Here is a 20,836-nt window from a genome sequence, read left to right on the forward strand (position 1 = left end):
GGTCATTCTGGTTTTTCATCGACGGGATCGACGGAGGCCACTGCCAACTCCATGACGGCATCCTCGGTGGCCGTCCTGGCATCCAGGGTCCCCATCGCCCGTCCGTGGGCCATGACGAGGATTCGATCGCTCATCCCGATCACCTCGGGCAATTCGCTGGACACCATGAGGACGGCTCCCCCGGCTTCGGTGACGGAGTTGATGAGCTGGTAGATCTCGACCTTCGCACCGACGTCGACCCCTCGGGTCGGTTCGTCGAGCAGCAGGATTGACGAGTCCGCGAGGATCCAGCGACCGATGACGACCTTCTGCTGGTTGCCACCGGACAGGTTGCGCACCGGCTGATCCAGACCGGCCATCCGCACCCGCAGTTTCCCGGCGACGTCCTGGGCTCGTCGTCGCTGGCCGGATCGATCAACCAGACCGGCGTGGGAAGTCGACTTCATGGTCGCGTAACCGAGATTCTCGTTGACCGAGGCGTCCAGGACCAGTCCCTGGGACTTGCGCTCCTCGGGCACGTGGCCGATGCCATGGGCAATCGCGCGGGATACCTTTCCGCCCGGAAGCTCCTTGCCATGAACGCGGACGGTGCCGGAGTCGTACTTGTCAGCCCCGGCAACGGCTCGCAGGACTTCGGTACGTCCGGCTCCCACCAGGCCGGCCAGACCCAACACCTCGCCGGCATGCAGCTCGAATTCGACGTCCTGGAATGCCCCTTCACGACTGAGTCCCTTGACTGACAGCAGCACCTCTCCGACCTCGCCGCGGTGGCGCGGGAACTGGTCGTCAATGTCACGGCCGACCATCATCTTGACCAGCTCGCGCTCGGTGGTGGAGGCGGGAACCTCACCGACGAGGGTGCCGTCGCGCAGCACGGACACATCGTCACCAACGCGCGAAATCTCGTCGAGGTGGTGGGAGATGAACACCATCGCCACGCCCTTGGCCTTGAGGTCGTCCATCACCTCGAAGAGCTGACCGGATTCCTTGCGAGTCAGGGCAGCGGTGGGCTCGTCGAGGATGAGCACCCTGGCATCCATCGAGAGAGCTCTCGCGATCTCCACAAGCTGCTGGTGCGCAGTACTCAGCGACCCGACGAGCCGATCCGGGGAGACGTCCAGGCCAATCCGCTCCAGAGCGGCACGGGCCTGGGCTCGCATCGGACCCCAACTGACGAGTCCACCACGGCTGGGAGTACGTCCCAGCATGATGTTCTCGGCCACCGACATCTGTGGAACGAGGTTGAGCTCCTGGTGGATCGTCGCGATGCCCTCGGCCTCAGCAGCCTTGACGGTGGGAAGGTCAACAGGGTTGCCATCGATGACGATGGATCCCGAGTCTGGGTGGTAGATACCGCTCATCATCTTGATGAGGGTGGACTTTCCGGCTCCGTTCTCACCGAGGAGGACGCGCACCCTGCCCGGGATGACGTCCACGGAAATGTCCTCAATGACCTTGACGGGCCCAAAAGCCTTACTGACGTGGTCCAGTCGAAGTACTGGCGATGTTGTCACTGGTCCTCCTTGACCATTCGGGTTGATGCCCTGACGATGAGATGGGTGTCCAGTCGAGCGGAGCTGGTCGGTTCACCAGCCATGGCATGGTCCAGCAGATCAACGGCCACCTTTCCCATGGCGTCGATGTCCTGGGCAACGACGGTGAGGGCCGGATTGGTGAGACTGAACACCGGAAGGTCGTCGAAACCGACCAGGTCGATGTCTTCACCGATGCGAACTCCCCTGTCGAGGCAGGTTCGCAGGGCTCCCATCGACATCAGCGAGTCGGAGGCGAAGACGGCGGTGGCACCGCGATCGAGTAGTTGTCCGGCACCGACGCGTCCCGATTCCTCCTGGTAGTCACCTTCCACCACGAGGTCATCGACGACGTCGACATCATGCTCGGCCAACAGCTGGCAGTAGGCCTGGTAACGCTCCAAACCAGTCGACGTCTGTTGGGGGCCGGTGATGAAACCGATCCTGCGGTGCCCACGTTCCAACAGGTGATCGACGGCCTCCCCCATTCCGTTCCACGGATCAGAGGTGACGGAGGGCAGTGACGACCCCGCGACCTCACGGTCCACGCAGACCACCTGGACCCCGTCGTCGACCAGGTCCTTGACGGCAAGTTCTCCCAAGCCGGTCGGGGTGACGATCGCACCGTCGACTCGCTGACGACGAAGGGTGTCGACGTATCGGTTGAACTGGTCAGGGGACTCATCGGCGTTGCACAGCAAGGTGGCCCAGCCATGGGCCAGGCAGGCGTTCTCCACAACTGATGCCAGCTCGGCAAAGTACGGGTTTCGAATGTCCGGGACGACCAGACCAATGACGCCGGTGTGGGCCGAACGCAGCGACCTGGCATGAGCGTTCGACAGATAACCGAGCTCCTTGGCCGCCTTGCGCACTGCAGTACGCGACGCTTCCGAGGTCGCGGAACTGCCATTGAGAACGCGAGATGCTGTCCCGAGGGACACACCGGCCAGCTTGGCGACGTCCTTGATCGTCGATTTGCGATCCACCTTTCCCTCCTCTCGTCATCGAGTCCGAGGTCGCCGGGGCCTGTCCCCGACCTCACCCGTGGAAACGTTTCCACAGATGTATGGCATAAATGAAAGCAAACGAGGAACCCCGTGTCAAGGGAATTGGCAGCGGTCCTCGTCAGACCAGTGGGATTGGTATGTGACGTCGCGTCGGACAACACAAAACGTCCCCGAATGCTCACGCATCCGGGGACGTTTCCGCACTTTCAAAGTCCTCAGTCCTCCGCGAGGGTCACCTCCAAGCCACCCATGATCTGAGCGGCCAGGTTGTACAGGAAGCTGAACAGGGTCGAGATGGCTGTGAACAGCACCGCGTTGATGGCACCGATGAGGGCGGTCAGACCCAGCACTCGGCCAGTGTTGACGTAATCGGACAACTGGAACTTCGAGTTCGAGCTCGGGGAGCTGATGAGGTCGTTGGCGACCTTGTTCATAGAGTCGAAGGCACCCGAGGCACCGATGATGCCCCAGATGATCCAGGTCGCGATGAAGAAGATGATGGCACCGGCGACACCGAAGAGCAGGGAGGTCTTCATGACCGACCACGGGTCTACCCGCGTCAGACGCAGCCGGGCCTTACGGGTACGCCTGGCAGCGCGGGCGGGTTGATGCGCCTGGGCGGGACGGGAATCCGGCTGATTGGGCGCCTTCTCCCACGTCGTCGCTCTCGCGTCGGCGCGCTTCACCGCAGGGGTCGACGCCGTCGTCCGCTTGCGATCAGACTCTTGACGCGGGTCGCGGCGCTGCTGGCCCTTCTGCTGGAAGGTACGACGAGCTTCACCGGCAGTCCAGTGCGTCGCCTCTGGGTCGTCGGGACCCGGATGCGTCACCTTCTTCTCGTCACTCACCGTTGTCCTCCGGCTTCATGTCGCTTTCCGCCGTATCGACGGTACGGTCGTCGTCCACAGTATCGCCTTGCGGAAGCACATCCCCGGATTCGGTCTGCGTGGCACCACCTTCGGCGGTTTCCACAGCCTTTTCCTCGACGTCCTCCTCGACCTCGTGCTCGGGATTCACCGCGATGATCGAGACGGCGTCGTCACCGTGCACGGAGACGAACTTCACCCCCATCGTCGAGCGTCCCTTGGCGGGAACCTCGGAGACGGCCGACCGTGTGATCTGACCCGAGGTCTTGATGGCGATAATCTCGTCAGCCTCGCTGACCACCAGGCCACCGACGAGGGAACCACGCTCCTCGTTCAGGGCCATGGCCTTGATGCCAAGGCCACCACGTCCCTGCTGACGGTACTCCGAGACGGCGGTGCGCTTGGCGTAGCCACCGTCGGTCGCAGTGAAGATGAAGCGGTCGTCCTCAGGCATGTCGGAGTGAATGATCGACATCGACAGCAGCTCGTCGTCACCACGGAACTTCATGCCGGTCACGCCGGAGGTGGCACGACCCATCGGCCGCAACTGGTCATCACCGGCGGAGAACCGGATCGCCTGACCTTTGCGGCTGATGAGCAGGACGTCGTCCTCGGCCGAGCACTGCTCGGCACCGATGAGTTCGTCGTCCTCGGTACGGAAGTTGATGGCGATGACGCCGGCCTGACGGGAGGAGTCGTAGGCCTTGAGGGCAGTCTTCTTGACCAGGCCCCTACGGGTTGCCAGCAGCAGGTACTCGGCGTCCTCGTAGGAGCGCAGGGTCATGACCTGGGCGATCTTCTCATCGGGCAGGAAGCTCAGCAGTCCGGCGACGTGACCACCCTTGGCGTCACGGCCGGCCTCCGGCAGCTGCCACACCTTGGTGCGGTAGACACGGCCCATGTTCGTGAAGAAAAGGATCCACTGGTGGTTGGTGGTCGTGAACAGCTGGGCCACCTCGTCGTCAGCACGCAGGCTGGCACCGCGAACACCCTTGCCACCGCGCTTCTGCACGCGGTAGAGGTCGGTGCGCGTGCGCTTAGCGTAACCACCACGGGTGATGGTGACGACGACATCGTCGTCGGGGATGAAGTCCTCCTCGGAGAAGTCCCCGTCAGCCGCGATGATGCGGGTGCGACGCTCGTCACCGTACTTCTCGACGATCTCGGCGAGCTCGGTCGAGATGATCTCGCGCTGACGATCCTCGCTGGCCAGGATGGCCTTGTACCCGGCGATGAGACGCTCGAGTTCCTCGAGACGGTCGATGATCTTCTGGCGCTCCAAGGCGGCCAGACGACGCAGCTGCATGTCGAGGATGGCGCGAGCCTGGATCTCGTCGATGTCGAGCAGCTCCTGCAGGCCGGTGCTGGCGGCCTCGGTGTTCGGGGAGCGACGGATGAGGGCGATGACCTCGTCGAGCATGTCGAGGGCTTTGACGAGGGCTCGCTGGATGTGAGCGTCCTTCTCGGCCTGGGCCAGACGGTACTCGGTACGCCTGCGGATGACCTCCATCTGATGATCGATCCAGTAACTGATGAACTGATCCAGACGCAGGGTGCGCGGCACGTTGTCCACCAGGGCCAGCATGTTGCAGCCGAAGGTGTCCTGCAGCGCGGTGTGCTTGTACAGGTTGTTCATGACGACGCGCGGCTGGGCGTCCCTCTTGAGGACGATGACCAGACGCTGACCGGTACGGGCCGAGGAGTCGTCACGAATGTCCGCGATGCCGTTGATGCGACCGGAGTTCACCAGGTCGGCGATCTTGGTGGCGAGGTTGTCGGGGTTGCACATGTAGGGCAATTCGGTGACGACCAGGCACTGGCGTCCCTTCTTGTCCTCCTCCATGTCGATGACGGCGCGCATCGTCACCGAGCCACGACCTGTGCGGTAGGCGTCCTCGATCCCCTGACGACCCACGATGAGGGCTCCACCGGGGAAGTCCGGGCCCTTGATCCGCTCCATGCACGCCTCGAGCAGTTCCTCCTGGGAGGCCTCAGGGTGTGCCAGGGACCACTGCACAGCCTCGTTGACCTCGCGCAGATTGTGGGTCGGGATGTTGGTGGCCATACCGACGGCAATGCCCGAGGAACCGTTGACGAGCAGGTTCGGGAACCTGGCCGGCAGGACGACCGGCTCGGTCTCCTTGTTGTCGTAGTTGGGCTGGAAGTCGACGGTGTCCTGGTCGATGTCGCGGACCATCTCCATGGCCAGCGGAGCCATCTTGCATTCGGTGTACCGCATGGCCGCGGCACCGTCGTTGCCCTGGGAACCGAAGTTGCCCTGGCCTTGTACCAGCTTGTAGCGCATCGCCCAGGGCTGAGCCAGTCGCACCAAGGTGTCGTAAATGGCCGAGTCGCCGTGGGGATGATACTTACCCATGACGTCGCCGACGACGCGGGAGCACTTGTTCCACCCGCGATCGGGACGATATCCGCCGTCGTACATCGCGTAAATGACGCGACGGTGCACCGGCTTGAGGCCGTCGCGCACATCGGGCAGGGCTCGCCCGACGATGACGCTCATCGCGTAGTCGAGGTAAGCGCTCTGAATCTCGTTGCGAATCTCGACCGGCTGGATTCCGACGTGACGGCCGGTCACCAATCCTTGACGGTCCGCCTGGTTCTGTTCGTCGGGCTTCTCGTCGTCAGCCATGGAGTGTCCTTTGAATGATCAGTGGATGAAGGGAGGTTCGAGGGGATGTTCAGATGTCGAGGAAACGAACGTCCTTGGCATTACGCTGAATGAACGATCGGCGCTGCTCGACGTCCTCACCCATGAGGATGGAGAACATCTGGTCGGCCAGGGCGGCGTCGTCAAGGGTCACCTGGAGCAGCAGGCGCTTGTCGGGGTCCATGGTGGTGTCCCACAGATCCTCGGCGTCCATCTCGCCCAGACCCTTGTAGCGCTGGATCGGGTTGACCTGAGGCAGCTTCTTGCCATGGGCCAGACCGTCGGTGCGCAGCAGGTCGCGCTCCTCGTCGGAGTAGGCCAGCTCATGGGGGGAGTTCGTCCAGCGCAGCCGGAACAGCGGTGGTTGGGCCAGGTAGACGTGCCCGGCGTCAATGACCGGACGCATGAACCGGAACAACAGGGTCAACAGCAGGGTGCGGATGTGCGCGCCGTCGACGTCAGCGTCAGCCATGAGGATGATCTTGTGGTAGCGCAACTTATCCAGATCGAAGTCCTCGTGGACGCCGGTTCCCAGCGCGTTGATGATCGACTCGATGGTCTCTGAGCTCAGCGCGCGGTCGAGACGGGCCTTCTCGACGTTGAGGATCTTTCCTCGCAGCGGCAAGATCGCCTGGATTCGCGGGTCGCGGCCCTGGGAAGCTGATCCACCGGCGGAGTCACCCTCCACGATGAAGATCTCGCACTCCTCTGGGTTGGTCGAGGAGCAGTCCTTGAGCTTGCCGGGCAGAGAGGTCGAGCCCAGCAGACCCTTGCGGTTACGAGCCAGGTCGCGGGCCTTGCGGGCTGCCACTCGGGCCTGGGCAGCGGCCTGGGACTTGCGGACGATGTTCTTGCCCTCATTGGGGTTCTCCTCGAACCAGTCGGAGAGCTTCTCGTTGAGGGCCTTCTGGACGAAGGACTTGGCCTCGGCGTTGCCGAGCTTGGTCTTCGTCTGGCCCTCGAACTGCGGTTCGGTGAGCTTGATGGAGACGACGGCGGTCAGTCCCTCGCGGATGTCGTCACCGGAGACGCGGTCCTCACGCTTCTTGATGAGTCCCCAGGTCTCGCCCCACCGGTTGACGGTGTTGGTGAGGGCAGCACGGAAGCCCTCCTCGTGGGCGCCACCCTCGATGGTGTTGATGGCGTTGGCGAAGGTGTGGACGCTGGTGGTGTACGAGGTGTTCCACTGCATCGCAATCTCCAGACCCATGCCCTCCTCGGGACGGTGGGACTCCAACGAGATGATGGTGGGGTTGATGACGTCGCGGGTGCCGGTGAGGAAACGGACGTAATCCTTGAGGCCCTCCTTGTAGAGGAAGTCCTCGTGGACCGGGTTTCCCTCGTCATCGGCGTGGTCGGCACGACGGTCCGTGAGTGTGATCCGCAAACCCTTGTTGAGGAAGGCCATCTCGCGGAACCGGTTTGACAGCGTTTCGTAGTCAAAGACGATGGCATCGAAAATCTCGTCAGACGGCTGGAAACGCACCGTGGTGCCCTCATGGTCGTCGGGGCCGAGGGCCTCGCACTGCTCCAATGAGCCGTCCGGTTCTCCCAGACTGAAGGACTGACGCCAGTGGTAGCCATCGCGTCTCACCTCAACGACGAAGTGGGAGGCCAGGGCGTTGACGACCGAGGAACCGACCCCGTGCAAACCGCCGGAGACCTTGTAGCCGCCATTGCCGAACTTGCCACCGGCGTGGAGCTTGGTCAGCACCAAGGTGACGGTGGGGATGTGTTCGATGGGGTGTTCCTTGACAGGAATACCACGTCCGTTGTCGGTGACCTGGCACCAGTTGTCATCGAGTAGCTCGACCCGAATGGTGTCGCAGTAACCGGCCATCGCCTCGTCAACGGAGTTGTCGACGATCTCGTAGACGCAGTGGTGCAGGCCGCGCTCACCGGTGGAACCGATGTACATGCCAGGACGCTTCCGAACGGCTTCCAGACCTTCCAGGACGGTGATTTGACCGGCGTCATAGGACCCGTCGACGGTCGTCGGGGGAAGATCCGAGTTGAGAACGTCAGGATGATCAGTGGCGTCGATGAGAAGGTCCTCGGGGGTGTCCCCGTTGGTCACGGACTCGGGCATCTCGGGCTGGCTCACGGGCAATGCGCTCCTGTGTCTCTACAGAGGTCACGGTGACCTCCGGGCCTGGCGTCACCGTCGGATGTCGTGAGCCGACGGAGAGCTCAACGCCCTAATGCTACCGCAATCCTGCGCGGTACCGGACAGTGGAATCCGCGAGACGGACTTTGAAAGGCCCTGAGAGCGATTCGACCCCCTACCCCGACCACCGGGTCCGGAGTCGGGGGTCACCGCTTCAGCAGCGTTTCGCGGCCCGTCATGGACGAGACGCCGTGACCCTGACGATCCGGGCCCCGGGCGAGGTCATTTCACGGCACCCTCGGTGATGCCCGCGATGAAGTACTTCTGCAGGATGACGTAAGCAATGACGACGGGCAGGGAGATGATCACCGAGCCGGCGGCCAACAACGTGAATCCCTGGGTGTACTGCCCCTGGAAGAACGCCAGCCCGAGAGGCACGGTTCGCAGGGAGTCCTTGGTCGTCATGACCAGCGGGATGAGGAACTCGTTCCACGTCCACATGAACTCCAGCACCAGCAGGGTGAGGATCGAGGAACGCCCGAGCGGGGCGACGATCCGCCACAGCGTCTGCCAGGAATTGAGGCCGTCGATCCGGGCAGCCTCGACGACGGAGCGGTCGGCCGATTGGAAGTAGGTCCGCAGCCAGAAGGTGCCGAAGGCGATCGACTGAGCGGTCTGCGGTGCCACCACCGACCAGATCGTGTCGGTCAGACCCACCGTCCTCATGTCGAAGTACAGGGGCACGATGATGGCCTCACTGGGCATCATCATCCCCAGGATGAACACATAGAACATCACCGTCGAGCCGCGGAAACGCATCGTCCCGAAGGCATAACCGGTCATGATCGACGCCACCGTGGCGATGATGACCACGAGCAGGGACACCGTGATGCTGGCCAGCATCGAGCGCCCGAAATGTCCTTGGGTCCAGGCCTGGCCGAAGTTCACCAGACCTCCCGGAGCCCCGGCGTCATGGCCCATCGCGGCCTGCACGAGGATCACCAAGGGCAGCAGGGCAAACAGACAGAACAGGACGAGGATGACGTAGTTGACGACCGTCTCACTGGTACGGGTTCGCATGTCAGCCCTCCTTCCCGATGCGCTGGACTCCGACCGAGATGACGAAGATGATGAGGGTCAGGAAGACGCCCACGGCCGCGGCCTGTCCGACGCGGCCCAGCTCGAAGGCCTGGTGGTAGACCTGATACGACGGCACGGTCGTGCTGTACCCCGGCCCGCCCTTCGTCATGACGTAGACGAGGTCGAAGGTCTTGAGCGCGGCGATGACGGTCATCGTCAGGGACACCGCTATCTGCGGACGCACCGACGGCAGCGTGACGCTCAGGAATTCCTGGATCGGTCCGGCACCGTCGAGGCGGGCGGCCTCGTACTGTTCGCGCGGAATGCTGCTCATCCCGGCCAGCATAAGGACGGTCACCAGACCGATCTCCACCCACATCCCGACGATGCCGACACTCGGCAACGCCCAGCCCCTGTCCCCCAACCACGCCTTGGTGGCCACTCCCAGTCCGATGGCGCGCAGCGCTACGTTGAGCGGACCGTCGGGCTCGAAGATGTGGCGCCATGCCACACCGATGGCAACCATGGCGACGACCTGGGGCACGAAGATCACCGTCCGGAAGAAGGGAATTCCCCGGATCCTGCCCCGGTCGATGATGGCCGCCACGACGAGCCCGATGACCAGCGGTATCAGGGCGAAGAAGATGATGAGAACAGCCGAGTGCACGAAGGCGACGCCGAGCTTCTCGTCGGAGAAGATCGCCCGGTAGTTTCCCAGTCCCGCCCACGTACCCAGGGTGATCCCGTCCCAGTCGTACAGGGAGATCTGGACCGACCGGATGAGGGGGTAGAGCAAGAAGGCGGCGTAGATGAGGAAGCCGGGCAGCAGGTACAGCCATGCCACCCGCCTCGGCTCACCCGGCGCTCCTCGGCTGGGGGTTGTGTTCCTTCTCATCACGAATTCTGGTTCCCCACGAAGTCCTCGTAGTCCTTCTCCAGGGTCTTGAGGGTGTCCTCCGGGGAGGCCTCACCTGCCAACAGACTCTGCAACGCCGCCCCGAGGGTGTCGCTCATCGTCGGGGTCGCCCAGTCGAGGTAGGGCAGCAGGGAGTTGTCCTGCGAGGCCTTGCCGAAGGCGTCGAGGAGATCCTCGGTCATGTCGTCGGAAGCCTTCTGGTCGGTCGTCTCGACCACCGGCAGGTTTCCGGTCTCGGCAATGACCTCCATGGCGTCGGCACTGGTGATGTGGTTGATGAAGGCAGCAGCGGCATCGGGGGTCTTGCACTTGCTGGTGACGGCGAAGGGCAGACCGGTGGCACCGGTGGTGTACGAGACCCCGTCGGCCTTGGCGGGCGGGGGAAGGATGAACTCGACGTCACCTCCCATAGCCTTGGCCAGGTCGGCACCCAACCAGGTGCCGCCGATGAGGAAGATGCCCTTGCCCTTGGAGAACTGCTGCCAGGCCGGGTCGTAGCCCAGTCCGTTGACCCCGGAGTTGAAGTAACCCTTCTTGACCCATTCCTGGATTCTCTCCATGACCTTCCGGTTGCCGTCACTCTGCCAGGTGGCTCCCTTGTTGCCGTATCCGAGCTTGCGAACGGCCTCGGGGTCCTCGAAATGCCCTTGGACGGCACCCAGGACGTGGATGGCAGGCCACTTGTCGAGGTTTCCGAGCATGAGTGGGACCTCGTTGGCGCCCTTCGCCTTGCCCAGGGCGGACTCGAAGTCGTCCCAGGTCTTCGGCAGCTCGAGGCCGACCTTCTTGAGCTTGGCCTTGTTGACGTAGACGCCGACGACCTCGCCGACCTGGGGCAGACCGTAGAGCTTGCCGGCTCCGAAGGTCTTGGCGTCGTCGGAGTAGGACGCGGTGGCACGCACCGACTCGGGGTAGCGCTTGTCCCATCCGTAGGCCTTGGCGTACTGGTCCAATGGGATGAGCTGACGGGCCTTGACGAACTGGCCGAGCTGGGATCGGGTGTTGTTGGCCTGGACGACGTCGGGGGCGTCATTGCCGGACAGCGCCAGGCGCAGGGTCTTGGTGAGGTCGTCGAAGGACCTCGACACCCGCTTGATCCTGATGTTCGGGTATTTCTTCTCGAAATCCGCAATGAGACGGGTCATCTGAGCGTTGCCACCACCACGGACCTCCTGGTCCCAGACCGTCAGGGTGACGTCGCCCATCGCCTTGGCGTCGGTCTTGACCGAGGAGGGCTCGACCTTCGGACTCGAGATGGATCCGCTGTTGGAACCCGGAGCACATCCAGCGGCGAGGACGGCGACCGCCAACCCCTCGATGACCGTCCTTCTGCTGACCTGGTTGTTCCTCATGGTGTGCCCTCCTTGGCGTGGTGTGCCTGCGATGGTGAAGACGATGTGATCAGGGTGTGGCCACCGTGGGGTTCGGTCGACGGGCTGGTCCGGTGCCCTCCGGGCAGTCGGCGAGGAAGGCGAATCGCGTCGCCAACTCCTCGTCGGAGCGACCGATGGTCCACCACCACTGATGGATCTCGGTCCAGCCGGGGGTCGAGAGGGAACCGGTGAGTCCCTCGACGGTCAGGGCCGAGCACAGACTCGCGAGGTCAAGGGTGCGTGCCAGTGGCCAGCCGTTCAGGGTTCCCCACAGCACTGCGGCGTCGAACTCGTCGCCAGCCCCGGTGGCGTCGACCATGGACGCCTCAACGGGACGCACCGGGAATCCCTCGGGATTGTCCGGATCAACCGCCCAGGCACCGTTGGCGCCGTCGGTGACGATGACCGTCGGCACCCGGGACGCGAGAACTGCGGCCGCATTTTGAACGGTCCACACCCCGGTGAGGGCACGGGCCTCCAGGGAATTGGGAACGATGATGTCGCAACGGTCCAGCAGGGACAGCGCGTCAAGGTCCCACCTGCCCGACTCGTCGAAACCGAGATCCCCCACGACGATCGCCCCCTCGGGAATGTCGACGTGCTGGTCACGTCGCGGGTCGAGGTCGACGAACACGGCACGAGGGTGCCCGACGATTCTCCGGTCGTGGGAATCAGGCGTGGGGGTCTGGTAGGTGATCATTCGGCGATCGTCCGCCTGTGCCAGAGAGACGGTCACGGGTGTGACCCAGCCGGGATGTGTCGCGACGTTCTGCAGGCCGACACCCTCGTCATCGAGGATCGCCAGCATCCGGTGGCCCAGCAGGTCGTCCCCGGCGTCGGTGGACAGATCCACGCGGGCTCCCAGTCGGGCCAGGCCGACCGCCAGATTCGCGACGCCACCGGGAGCCATGGCCATCGTCGTGGTGAAGATCTCCTCACCGCCCTCGGGCAGGCGTGCCAGATCAGCGAACACCATGTCGACGAAGAGTTGGCCGCACAGCGCGACATCAGTCCAGCCGTGTCGGCCAGTGGGACAGGCGATTGGTCGCGTCATCGGAGTCCTCCGTTGGATAGTCCATCTGACCTCATGATGCAACGACGATATCCGGATCGCAACCATTTGCGCCGAAATTCCATCATGTTTGGAACAACATGAGCGTTTTTGAGTGTTAGGGTGATCACCATGAAGGAGATGCGACAGGACCAACTGGCAACCCTTCTCGCCGGCCGCGACACCTGCACCGTCACAGAACTGGCCGCTGCCGTGGACGCCAGTGTGTCCACGGTACGCAGGGATCTCGACGAGATGGCCCGCAGTGGACGTATTCGCAGGGTTCGTGGTGGCGCGATGGCCGCCCACGACCGGTCCGACTCCGACGAGAACAACCCCTTCCAGGTCGTGCTGAGCCACAACCGCCCCAGCAAGGACGCCATCGCCCGGAGAGCCGCCGAACTCGTTAAGGACGGCGACTCGGTCATCATCGACATCGGGACGACGACCTGCCGGCTCGCCCACTACCTCGTCGGTCGACCACTGACCGTCTTCACCTCGAGCCTGCCCGTCCTCGACGAGTTCCGTCATGACAGCACGACCGAGGTCATCGTCATCGGTGGGAAGCTCCGGCGGTCCTACCAGAGTCTCGTCGGCGTCATCACCGAGGACGTCCTGGCGAGGATCTCGGCGAACTGGGCCTTCCTGGGAACCAGCGGTGTCTCACGGGGCCGGGTTCTCGACACCAGTTACGTCGAGGTGGGAATCAAACGCTCGATCCTCACCCATGCGGACAGGACGGTCCTGCTGGCCGATCACGACAAGTTCCCCGGGAGCGGGAATCTCGAGGTCGCACCCGTGGGCGACTTCTCCGTACTCGTCACCGACTCCGCCACTCCGGACGGCGTCATCAATGAAATTCGTGAAGCTGATGTGGAGGTATTGTTGGCATGAAACTCACAATTCTGGGCGGCGGCGGATTTCGCGTCCCACTCGTGCACAATGCAGTGCTGAGTGACCCCGAGTGTGCCATTGACGACATCTGCCTGTACGACACCTCGCAGCCCCGTCTGGAGATCATGAGGTCGGTACTCGTGGCTCAGGCCGAGGAGATGGGAACCTCCCGACATCCCTCGATCACAACGGATCTGGACCGGGCACTAGAGGGGGCCGACTTCGTCTTCTCGGCGATCCGCGTGGGAGGACTCGAGGGTCGTTGCTGCGACGAGCGAGTGGCCCTCGGTCATGGCCTGCTGGGTCAGGAGACAACGGGGGCCGGAGGTCTGGTCTACGGCCTGCGAACCCTTCCGGAGGCCATGCGCATCGCCCATGCCGTGGCCCGGACGGCTCCGAACGCCTGGGTCATCAACTTCACCAATCCGGCCGGGATGATCACCCAGGCCATGCAGTCGGTGCTGGGCAACCGTGTCATCGGCATCTGTGACTCACCGATCGGACTGGGTCGACGGGCCGCACGCGCACTGGGCCTGGATCCGGCACGAACCCAGTTCCGCTACTCGGGCCTGAATCACCTCGGTTGGCTCCACGAGCTGCGTCACGAGGGACGCGACGTCCTCCCCGAGCTGTTGGCCGACCCCGACCGGTTGCGCACCACGGAGGAGGGTCGTCTCTTCGGTTCGGAATGGCTACAGATCCTCGGCTCCATTCCCAATGAATATCTCTATTACTACTACTTCAATCGTGACGCCATTGAATCCATCACCCGGGCTGACGAAACACGCGGCGAATACCTGCGCCGGACCCAGCACGATTTCTATCAGGAGGCATCTGCGGAACAGCGAAATTCCCTCGACATCTGGAATGACGTGCATCGTTCCCGCGACGCGACGTACATGAAGGAGTCCCGCGGGAACGGGGAGGAGCGCGACGAGGAGGACATCACCGGTGGTGGGTACGAGAGGGTGGCCGTCGCCATCATGAAGGCGATCTCCCGGGACGTCCGGACCTCCATCATCCTCAACACACGCAACGACGGCGCCCTCGCCGGTCTCCCTGACGACGCCGTGGTCGAGATCCCGTGCACCGTCGACGCAGCAGGTCCAGCAGCACTGCACCCTCATCAGTTGAGTGGTCACCAGCTCGGGTTGGTGGCCACCGTCAAGGAGTGCGAGATGCTCATCATCGAAGCCGCACGTGACAAGGACCGTCGGGCAGCGGTCAAGGCTCTTGCCATTCACCCGCTGGTCGACTCGGTCACGGTTGCCGAACAGATGCTCCGAGAGCACACCGAGAGATCACCCTGGATTGCCGCCGTTCTTCCCCACTGACTCGCAAACCTGGTGCGGTTGCCCACCGCACCGGGTTCGGTCCGCGGTGCGTGCCACGTCTCACTCAGGAGTGGTCGGTGTCCACTCCGGCACTCGCCAAGAATCCATGCCCTTGACCTGTCAGCGTGACCTGTTCACCAGCGGCCAGCCACGCCGCTTGGCCACGGTGTAGCTCAAGGTCGTCACTATTGGATTGGGCCACCACCGTGCCCTCAGTAATAAGAACAATCCGCCCCAGCTCGACAGCAGGAAGGGTGATCGGATCGTCGCCGCCCTGTACCGACCAGAGCCTGAATTCCGGGAACTCAGTGCGGTACAAATCCACTCCAGGGGAGATCTGCTGTGGATACTCACCAACGCACGGCACAGGACTCATGATGGCGTGGTCACGCAAGGCCTTGACATCGATGTACTTGCTGGTCAGGCCACCGCGCAGGACGTTGTCGGAGTTGGCCATGATCTCCACACCAGTGCCCCGCAGATACGCGTGCAGGGTCCCAGCACCAAGATGGATGTGCTGGCCGGGTGCCAGTCTGACCCGGTTCATGAGCAAGGCGACAAGAATCGACGGGTCGCCGGGATGGTCTCGCCACAGGTCGACGGCAGTGTGAGCCAGACTACGGACGTCCTCGTCCGTTCCATCGCTGAGATATGCGCGCGAAGCCGTCACAACTCTCTCAACGACCGAGGTCACCGCGTCGCCACCTGACAACGCCGTCGCCACGAACTCAGCCAGGCCATCGTCCCTGCTCAGCAGTGTCAGCAAGTGGTCGAGGCCGTCAACCTTGCCCAGGCCTGATAGCAGCGCCAGGGATGACGAAGACTCGCGGAATCCACACAGGGCGTCGAAATCGGTGAGGGCGACGATCATCTCCGGTTTGGGCCAATCGTCACGAAAGATGCGATTGGGGGCATCGACGGGCACGCCAGCCTCGTTCTCGGCGGCGAATCCTTCCTCGGCCTGCTCACGCGACGGATGAGCCTGGATGCTCAGGGCATGGGAGGCCGACAAGATCTTGAGCAGGAAGGGCAGACGATCACCGAAAGCCTCACGGCTTTCTGCGCCCAACTCGTTGGGGTGCTGCACGAGCCACTGGTCTAACGCTGAATCGTCAGGCAGGGTTGACGGCGCTTTAGGGTGGGCACCTAGCCAATATTCGGCCCACGGGGTGCCATCGGGTGTGACACCGAGGATGGTGGGGATGGCGTCGGCTGAACCCCAGTCGTAGTGTTGAATCCGGCCTGTCAGTGCACGCATGACCCAATTTCATCACGCCTATCGTGGTCGAGTCATCTGGACAAGAATGGTCCCGACGATCATGAGGATCACCCCGCCGATGACGCCCGAGAATCCGAAAACGTTGATGGTCGTCGGTTCATCGTGCACAAGGAAGGAACCGACCGCAACCGCAAGGACCACGCACCCGATGCCGTGAACCCACCGTGATGCACGAGACCCTGGTCCCTTGACGGCTGCCAACACACCCAGTACACACGCGATTGTGAAAATAATCCCAAATACACAAGCATAACCTAACGAGCCATCGATTCTCTTGTCAGCTGACACCATAATCATAACGACGAGCGTCACGATGTCCGCGATGACAATTCCGCTTGACCACATGGAAAGATTGCTTTTCATCATCCACACCTCGAGAACACGATCACAATGACTGGACTTCCGCCTCATCCGTAGGTATCTCGCGGCCCACGTCCTGGCACTGACCGTGGCCCATGCCTCCAACTCGGTGTATTCGGTCCCTCAATCACAACACGAGTGACGGTCCCCTCCCCCAGCCGGCGATTGAGTTCGGCGACCAGCTGTGGGGCGATGGTGCGCAAGGAGGTGGCCCACACCGTCGCCTCGGTACGCACCGTGAGAACCGTGCCCTGGTACTTGACCGGCCGGGAGTGCTCGGCGTTGGTCGGGCCGACGAGTTCTGGCCAGCGTGAGAGGACCAGGTGCAGGTTGACCTGACGTCCCCATCCCTTGGACTTCACAAGGTTGGTGAAGGCATCTCCCAGGGCCATCGGGTCGCGGGCGTCCTTTCCCGGGCCTGACCATGTCGGGGTACCGGGGGGACGATGACGTCTCCTCGCCGTGGCGCGCCGAGGGGGTGGTAGCAGAACCTCACCGTCATCGTCACGACGCGGGGTTCCTGCTGGTTCGCCACGGGCAGCCCGGGCGATGGTCAGGGCGACGTCGACCCCTTCGTCATCATGATCGGCGGCCAGACGACGGTCCTCGTCGGAAGGGACGACCCGGTCTCGCGGATCAACTCCGTCAGTCATCGTCACTCCCCTCATGAGCCAACACCTGACCACCACCGACGTCGAACCTCTCCCCTCGCAGAATCTTGGGGACGTCCGAGGCCACCGCAGCCGTCACAAGCACCTGATCGGCCTGCACCACTGACGATGCCAGTCGATCCCGGCGCGTTGCGTCCAGCTCGGCGAAAACGTCGTCAAGGACCAAAACGGGCTCAACCCCATCGTCACGCAGTAGCTGGAACGACCCCAGTCGTAAGGCCAACGCCAGCGACCACGATTCACCATGTGAGGCATATCCTTTGGCCGGCATCTCACCAATATGCAAGACGATGTCGTCGCGCTGTGGTCCAACGAGGGTGACGCCACGACTGAGCTCATCACCTCGGCGCCTCGCCAGGGCGTTCAGAAACCGATTCGCAAGCTCACCACGGTCAATGGGGGCACCAGTGTGACCCTCCTGCGGAGGCGACCACAACCCGTCGAGATCAATCGTCGACTTGTATGACGCTGTGGCCAAGTCGTTCACCGGAGCAATCTCGCGGTAGGCAACTGAGGTCAACGGCATCACAGTCGACAAGGTGTCCAAGCGCGCAGAAAGCAACTCGGCACCGATCGTGGCCAGCTCATCGTCCCAAATCTCCATTGTGGCGCCGATCTCAGCCCCAGCCGATGGTCCCTTGCCAGCAAGTGATTTGAGCAGGGCATTGCGCTGTTTGAGGACGCGTTCGTAGTCCGCCTTCACCCCAGCCATCCGCGGCCATCGCGTCACCACCAGGCCATCGAGGAACGCTCGACGATCCGACGGATCACCGCGCACCACTGCCAGGTCATTGGGTGAGAACACCACCGTTCTCAGCACCCCGAGGATCTCGCGAGGACGCGTCAGCGGAGCACGATTGATGCGTGCCCGATTCGCGCGACGAGCATTGACCTCCACCTCCAACAACAAGCTGCGAGCATCGTCGACTCCGGCACGAACCCGGCCTCGCACGACTGCCTGATCGGCTCCCAGCCTCACCAATGGGGTGTCGTTGCTGACGCGATGCGACGACAACGTTGAAAGGTATTCCACCGCTTCTACGAGGTTCGTTTTCCCCTGACCGTTGGATCCGATGAAGGTCGTGGCCCCTGCGGTCATCGGAACGTCGGCACGAACGTACGAGCGGAAATCAACTAGTTCGAGGCGCTCAACAAACATCCGAACCTCCCCCGATGCTCAACCTGTCAGGTTACCGGACAGGCATGGTCACAGCCACGGCCTACCGTGCAGGATGACGCAACCCTCGGGCAGGAGAGGATCATCACCGCTGCGGATCGCGTCGACGACGGCTTCCGGTTCCGACAGCGGAGCAGGACCGTCCCCTCCCCAGTCCAACGCGCAGCGTCGGCTGGTGGCCACCAGTCGGAACGCCGACCGATCCGAGTCCGACGGGGCGACGATGGAGACCAGACTGCCGTCGACGAGGGCCGTCATGTCGTCGTCGAGGACGGCCAGCAGGTCCGCAGACCCGGAGTCACAGGCATCACAGGCACAATCGGGGACGATGTCGAAGGGGTCGGCGTCGGAGGTGACCGACAGCCCGAGGAAGGGGACCTGGTCGAAGGTGACGACGGAGACGTACAGCGGCAGAGTGTCTCCGTGCGGGCTCGACCAGCGCTGCTGCAACCGGTCCTCCCCCTTGGTCATGGTGTCGACGTCGACGTCGCACAGGATGGAAAGAGCCTGTTGCCAGGCTTGCAGACGAAGCACGAGAGCCCGATACCGCTGTGGATCGGTGACCCTGCTGTACTCCTCCTCGGCCGCAATCGGGTTGTCAGCGTGGGGATCGGGCCAGGAAGGCGCATTGAGGGCATCGAAGACGCGGTTAACCTCAGTCCTGACGTCAGCGATGGTTGTCATGGAACCAGTGTGGCAATCCGTCCAGGACAGTTACCTGGCACCCCATAACACATGGGAACAAGGGACAGTGCTATGGCCCGACACGACTAGGCTGAGATCAGCGTTCTCGTGACTCGCCGCGACGTCAGGACGGCAACCTCATCAGCATGATGACGTGACGGTAATCCGTCTCCGGCTTGCCGTCGAGATCATTGAGACCGGTGACCAGGCACGGCTTACCGGGAGCGGTGAAGGAGAAATGCACGTAGGGGGTGTCCAGGGCACTGAGGGCGTCAGACAGGTAGTGCGGGTTGAATCCAGCCGCCGTGATGGTGGGCTCTCCGTCGACGTGGTCAGTGACAATGGCCTCGATGGCCTCGGAGGCCTGGGCCTGGTCGCCGGTGGCAGCCGACAGGGCGACCGAGTCGTCATTGATGACCATGCGTAGGGGGGTGTTGCGCTCGGCCACCAGGGAGACACGACGCACCGAGTTGATGAGCTCGTCGGTACGAGCGCGCACCGATCGGGTGGCCTTGATGTCCATGAGGTGGCGAACCTTGGGGAACTCCCCACTCAGCAGACGGGTGGTCATCCGACGCATGCCGTTGGCACCATCACCCTCGAAACCAACCAGGCCCTCGCCGTTCTCGCCTGAGGAGAGGTTCACAGTGACGTGCTCACCGGAGGTCATGGAGCGGGCGGTCTCATTCATGACCTTGGCCGGCACCAGCGCGGTGGCCTCGGCGTCGGTGGTGGCCGGGTTCCAGGTGATCTCCTTGAGGGCCATGCGGTAACGGTCGGTGGCCAGGAGGGAGAGGACCTCGCCATTGATCTCGACGCGCACGCCGGTGAAGACCGGCAGCAACTCGTCGCGGCCAGCAGCCACAACGACCTGGGCGACAGCCCGGGAGAAGACATCGGCCTCAACGGTGCCGGTGGCAGCCGGCATCTGCGGCAGGTCAGGGTACTCGTCAACCGGCAGAGCCTGCAAGGTGAAGCGGGCAGATCCACAGACAAGATCCATCTTGGCGGGATCCGTGGTGATCTGGATCGGCTTGTTGGGCAAGCTGCGCGCAATGTCGGCCAGCAGCTTGCCGGAAACCAAGGATTCGCCAGGCTCGTCGACCTGGCCGGGAAGGGTGATCTGAGCACTGGTCTCGTTGTCGGAGGCAGACATCACGACGGAGCCGTTCTCGGCGCGCACGAGTAGTCCAGCCAGGATCGGCACTGTCGGCCGGTTCGGCAGGCTGCGGGCAGCCCAGGCGACAGCTTCGGCCATGACATCACGTTCCAGACGGATTTTCACTGCGTCCCCTTGACTTAGCGTCTTGCACCCCACGGTGCTTGCAGGTCGATCATATCCATGCCACAGGGCGAATCGCACCCAGGTGATGTCAATGTTGAGGGTGTGGTCGACGATCTGGGGGAACTTACCGTCAGTAGATCTTGTGGGGTTGAGCAACAGCGAAGGAGGCCTTGTCCCCAAATCCACACCCACAGACTTTCAAGGGATGGAGATGTATGTCTTTTCTTCATACTCATAACCCCTGTGGATCTTGTGGATAACCCGTGAAGACCCTTGTCGCAGAGTCTTTGAGGGTGTGGATGACGACGTGGATCGGATGTGTGTGCCGAAGAGGTGTCTGTGGACGGTCGACGTTGTCCCCCGAGTGTCCACCGGTTTTCCACACACGGGTGTGGGAATGGGCGTATGGATGCGTGGGTAAGGCATCCGCAGAAGCAGGAATGGGTCTTGGAACGCGCACGTGCTTCGGCTGGATGCGGACAGGCATCAGCATGGCAGGGTTGGAGGGGCGACCGATGACGGTTCCTCAGAAACGCCGGGATCGTGGAGAGA

The 20,836-nt window shown here is 63.0% G+C and carries 17 protein-coding genes; 2 read left to right on the top strand and 15 right to left on the bottom strand.

Translation table 11 applies throughout. The features are described 5' to 3' along the window. Positions 1-2: 2 nt before the first annotated feature. The 9 genes from ACUCCZ_RS10885 to ACUCCZ_RS10925 form a co-directional block, all read right to left on the bottom strand. On the bottom strand, positions 3-1,514 hold the full coding sequence (locus ACUCCZ_RS10885; RefSeq protein ID WP_435917661.1) for a sugar ABC transporter ATP-binding protein: 1,512 nt from the start codon (positions 1,512-1,514) through the stop codon (positions 3-5). Next, positions 1,511-2,518 (bottom strand): LacI family DNA-binding transcriptional regulator, encoded by a 1,008-nt coding sequence (locus tag ACUCCZ_RS10890; RefSeq protein ID WP_435917660.1) that lies wholly within the window; start codon positions 2,516-2,518, stop codon positions 1,511-1,513. The genes ACUCCZ_RS10885 and ACUCCZ_RS10890 overlap by 4 nt, the downstream gene beginning before the upstream one ends. A 236-nt stretch (positions 2,519-2,754) precedes the next feature. Then, positions 2,755-3,387, bottom strand: coding sequence for a DUF3566 domain-containing protein (locus ACUCCZ_RS10895; RefSeq protein ID WP_435917659.1), 633 nt, complete (start codon positions 3,385-3,387; stop codon positions 2,755-2,757). Then, on the bottom strand, positions 3,380-6,055 hold the full coding sequence (gene gyrA, locus ACUCCZ_RS10900) for a DNA gyrase subunit A (RefSeq protein ID WP_435917658.1): 2,676 nt from the start codon (positions 6,053-6,055) through the stop codon (positions 3,380-3,382). The genes ACUCCZ_RS10895 and gyrA overlap by 8 nt, the downstream gene beginning before the upstream one ends. 49 nt (positions 6,056-6,104) lie before the next feature. Further along, a complete protein-coding gene (gene gyrB, locus ACUCCZ_RS10905) occupies positions 6,105-8,162 on the bottom strand; it encodes a DNA topoisomerase (ATP-hydrolyzing) subunit B (RefSeq protein WP_435917712.1) in 2,058 nt (685 codons plus the stop codon). 300 nt (positions 8,163-8,462) lie between these two features. Then, complete coding sequence (locus ACUCCZ_RS10910) at positions 8,463-9,260, bottom strand: carbohydrate ABC transporter permease (RefSeq protein WP_435917657.1); 798 nt, start codon at positions 9,258-9,260, stop codon at positions 8,463-8,465. A 1-nt stretch (position 9,261) separates the two neighbouring features. Further along, on the bottom strand, positions 9,262-10,155 hold the full coding sequence (locus ACUCCZ_RS10915) for a carbohydrate ABC transporter permease (protein WP_435917656.1): 894 nt from the start codon (positions 10,153-10,155) through the stop codon (positions 9,262-9,264). Beyond that, positions 10,155-11,528: an ABC transporter substrate-binding protein gene (locus ACUCCZ_RS10920; protein ID WP_435917655.1), complete on the bottom strand. Its 1,374-nt coding sequence runs from the start codon at positions 11,526-11,528 to the stop codon at positions 10,155-10,157. Before ACUCCZ_RS10920 ends, ACUCCZ_RS10915 begins: the two co-directional genes overlap by 1 nt. Positions 11,529-11,577: 49 nt before the next feature. Beyond that, positions 11,578-12,603 carry a carbohydrate kinase family protein gene (locus tag ACUCCZ_RS10925; RefSeq protein WP_435917654.1) on the bottom strand — a complete coding sequence of 342 codons (1,026 nt, stop codon included), beginning with the start codon at positions 12,601-12,603 and terminating at the stop codon, positions 11,578-11,580. Positions 12,604-12,732: 129 nt separating this feature from the next. Between ACUCCZ_RS10925 and ACUCCZ_RS10930 the strand changes: the two genes are divergently transcribed. Both ACUCCZ_RS10930 and ACUCCZ_RS10935 read left to right on the top strand, forming a co-directional pair. Then, positions 12,733-13,494, top strand: coding sequence for a DeoR/GlpR family DNA-binding transcription regulator (locus ACUCCZ_RS10930; protein ID WP_435917653.1), 762 nt, complete (start codon positions 12,733-12,735; stop codon positions 13,492-13,494). Next, entirely contained in the window at positions 13,491-14,828 is a 1,338-nt protein-coding gene (locus ACUCCZ_RS10935; RefSeq protein ID WP_435917652.1) for a 6-phospho-beta-glucosidase, read from the top strand. The genes ACUCCZ_RS10930 and ACUCCZ_RS10935 overlap by 4 nt, the downstream gene beginning before the upstream one ends. Positions 14,829-14,892: 64 nt before the next feature. On the opposite strand, the gene manA is transcribed toward ACUCCZ_RS10935, so the two are convergent. From manA to dnaN, 6 genes are all read right to left on the bottom strand, one after another. After that, entirely contained in the window at positions 14,893-16,086 is a 1,194-nt protein-coding gene (manA, locus tag ACUCCZ_RS10940; protein WP_435917651.1) for a mannose-6-phosphate isomerase, class I, read from the bottom strand. An 18-nt stretch (positions 16,087-16,104) separates the two neighbouring features. After that, positions 16,105-16,473: a hypothetical protein gene (locus tag ACUCCZ_RS10945; RefSeq protein WP_435917650.1), complete on the bottom strand. Its 369-nt coding sequence runs from the start codon at positions 16,471-16,473 to the stop codon at positions 16,105-16,107. A 41-nt stretch (positions 16,474-16,514) separates the two neighbouring features. Continuing rightward, on the bottom strand, positions 16,515-17,120 hold the full coding sequence (locus ACUCCZ_RS10950; protein WP_435917649.1) for a DciA family protein: 606 nt from the start codon (positions 17,118-17,120) through the stop codon (positions 16,515-16,517). After that, positions 17,113-18,297, bottom strand: a complete 1,185-nt coding sequence (gene recF / locus ACUCCZ_RS10955; RefSeq protein ID WP_435917648.1) for a DNA replication/repair protein RecF — start codon at positions 18,295-18,297, stop codon at positions 17,113-17,115. The genes ACUCCZ_RS10950 and recF overlap by 8 nt, the downstream gene beginning before the upstream one ends. Positions 18,298-18,345: 48 nt before the next feature. Next, positions 18,346-18,999, bottom strand: a complete 654-nt coding sequence (locus ACUCCZ_RS10960) for a DUF6226 family protein (RefSeq protein WP_435917646.1) — start codon at positions 18,997-18,999, stop codon at positions 18,346-18,348. A gap of 124 nt (positions 19,000-19,123) precedes the next feature. Beyond that, positions 19,124-20,284, bottom strand: a complete 1,161-nt coding sequence (gene dnaN / locus ACUCCZ_RS10965; RefSeq protein WP_435917645.1) for a DNA polymerase III subunit beta — start codon at positions 20,282-20,284, stop codon at positions 19,124-19,126. Positions 20,285-20,836: the final 552 nt, after the last annotated feature.

This window comes from Cutibacterium nasicola (genome assembly GCF_052654715.2).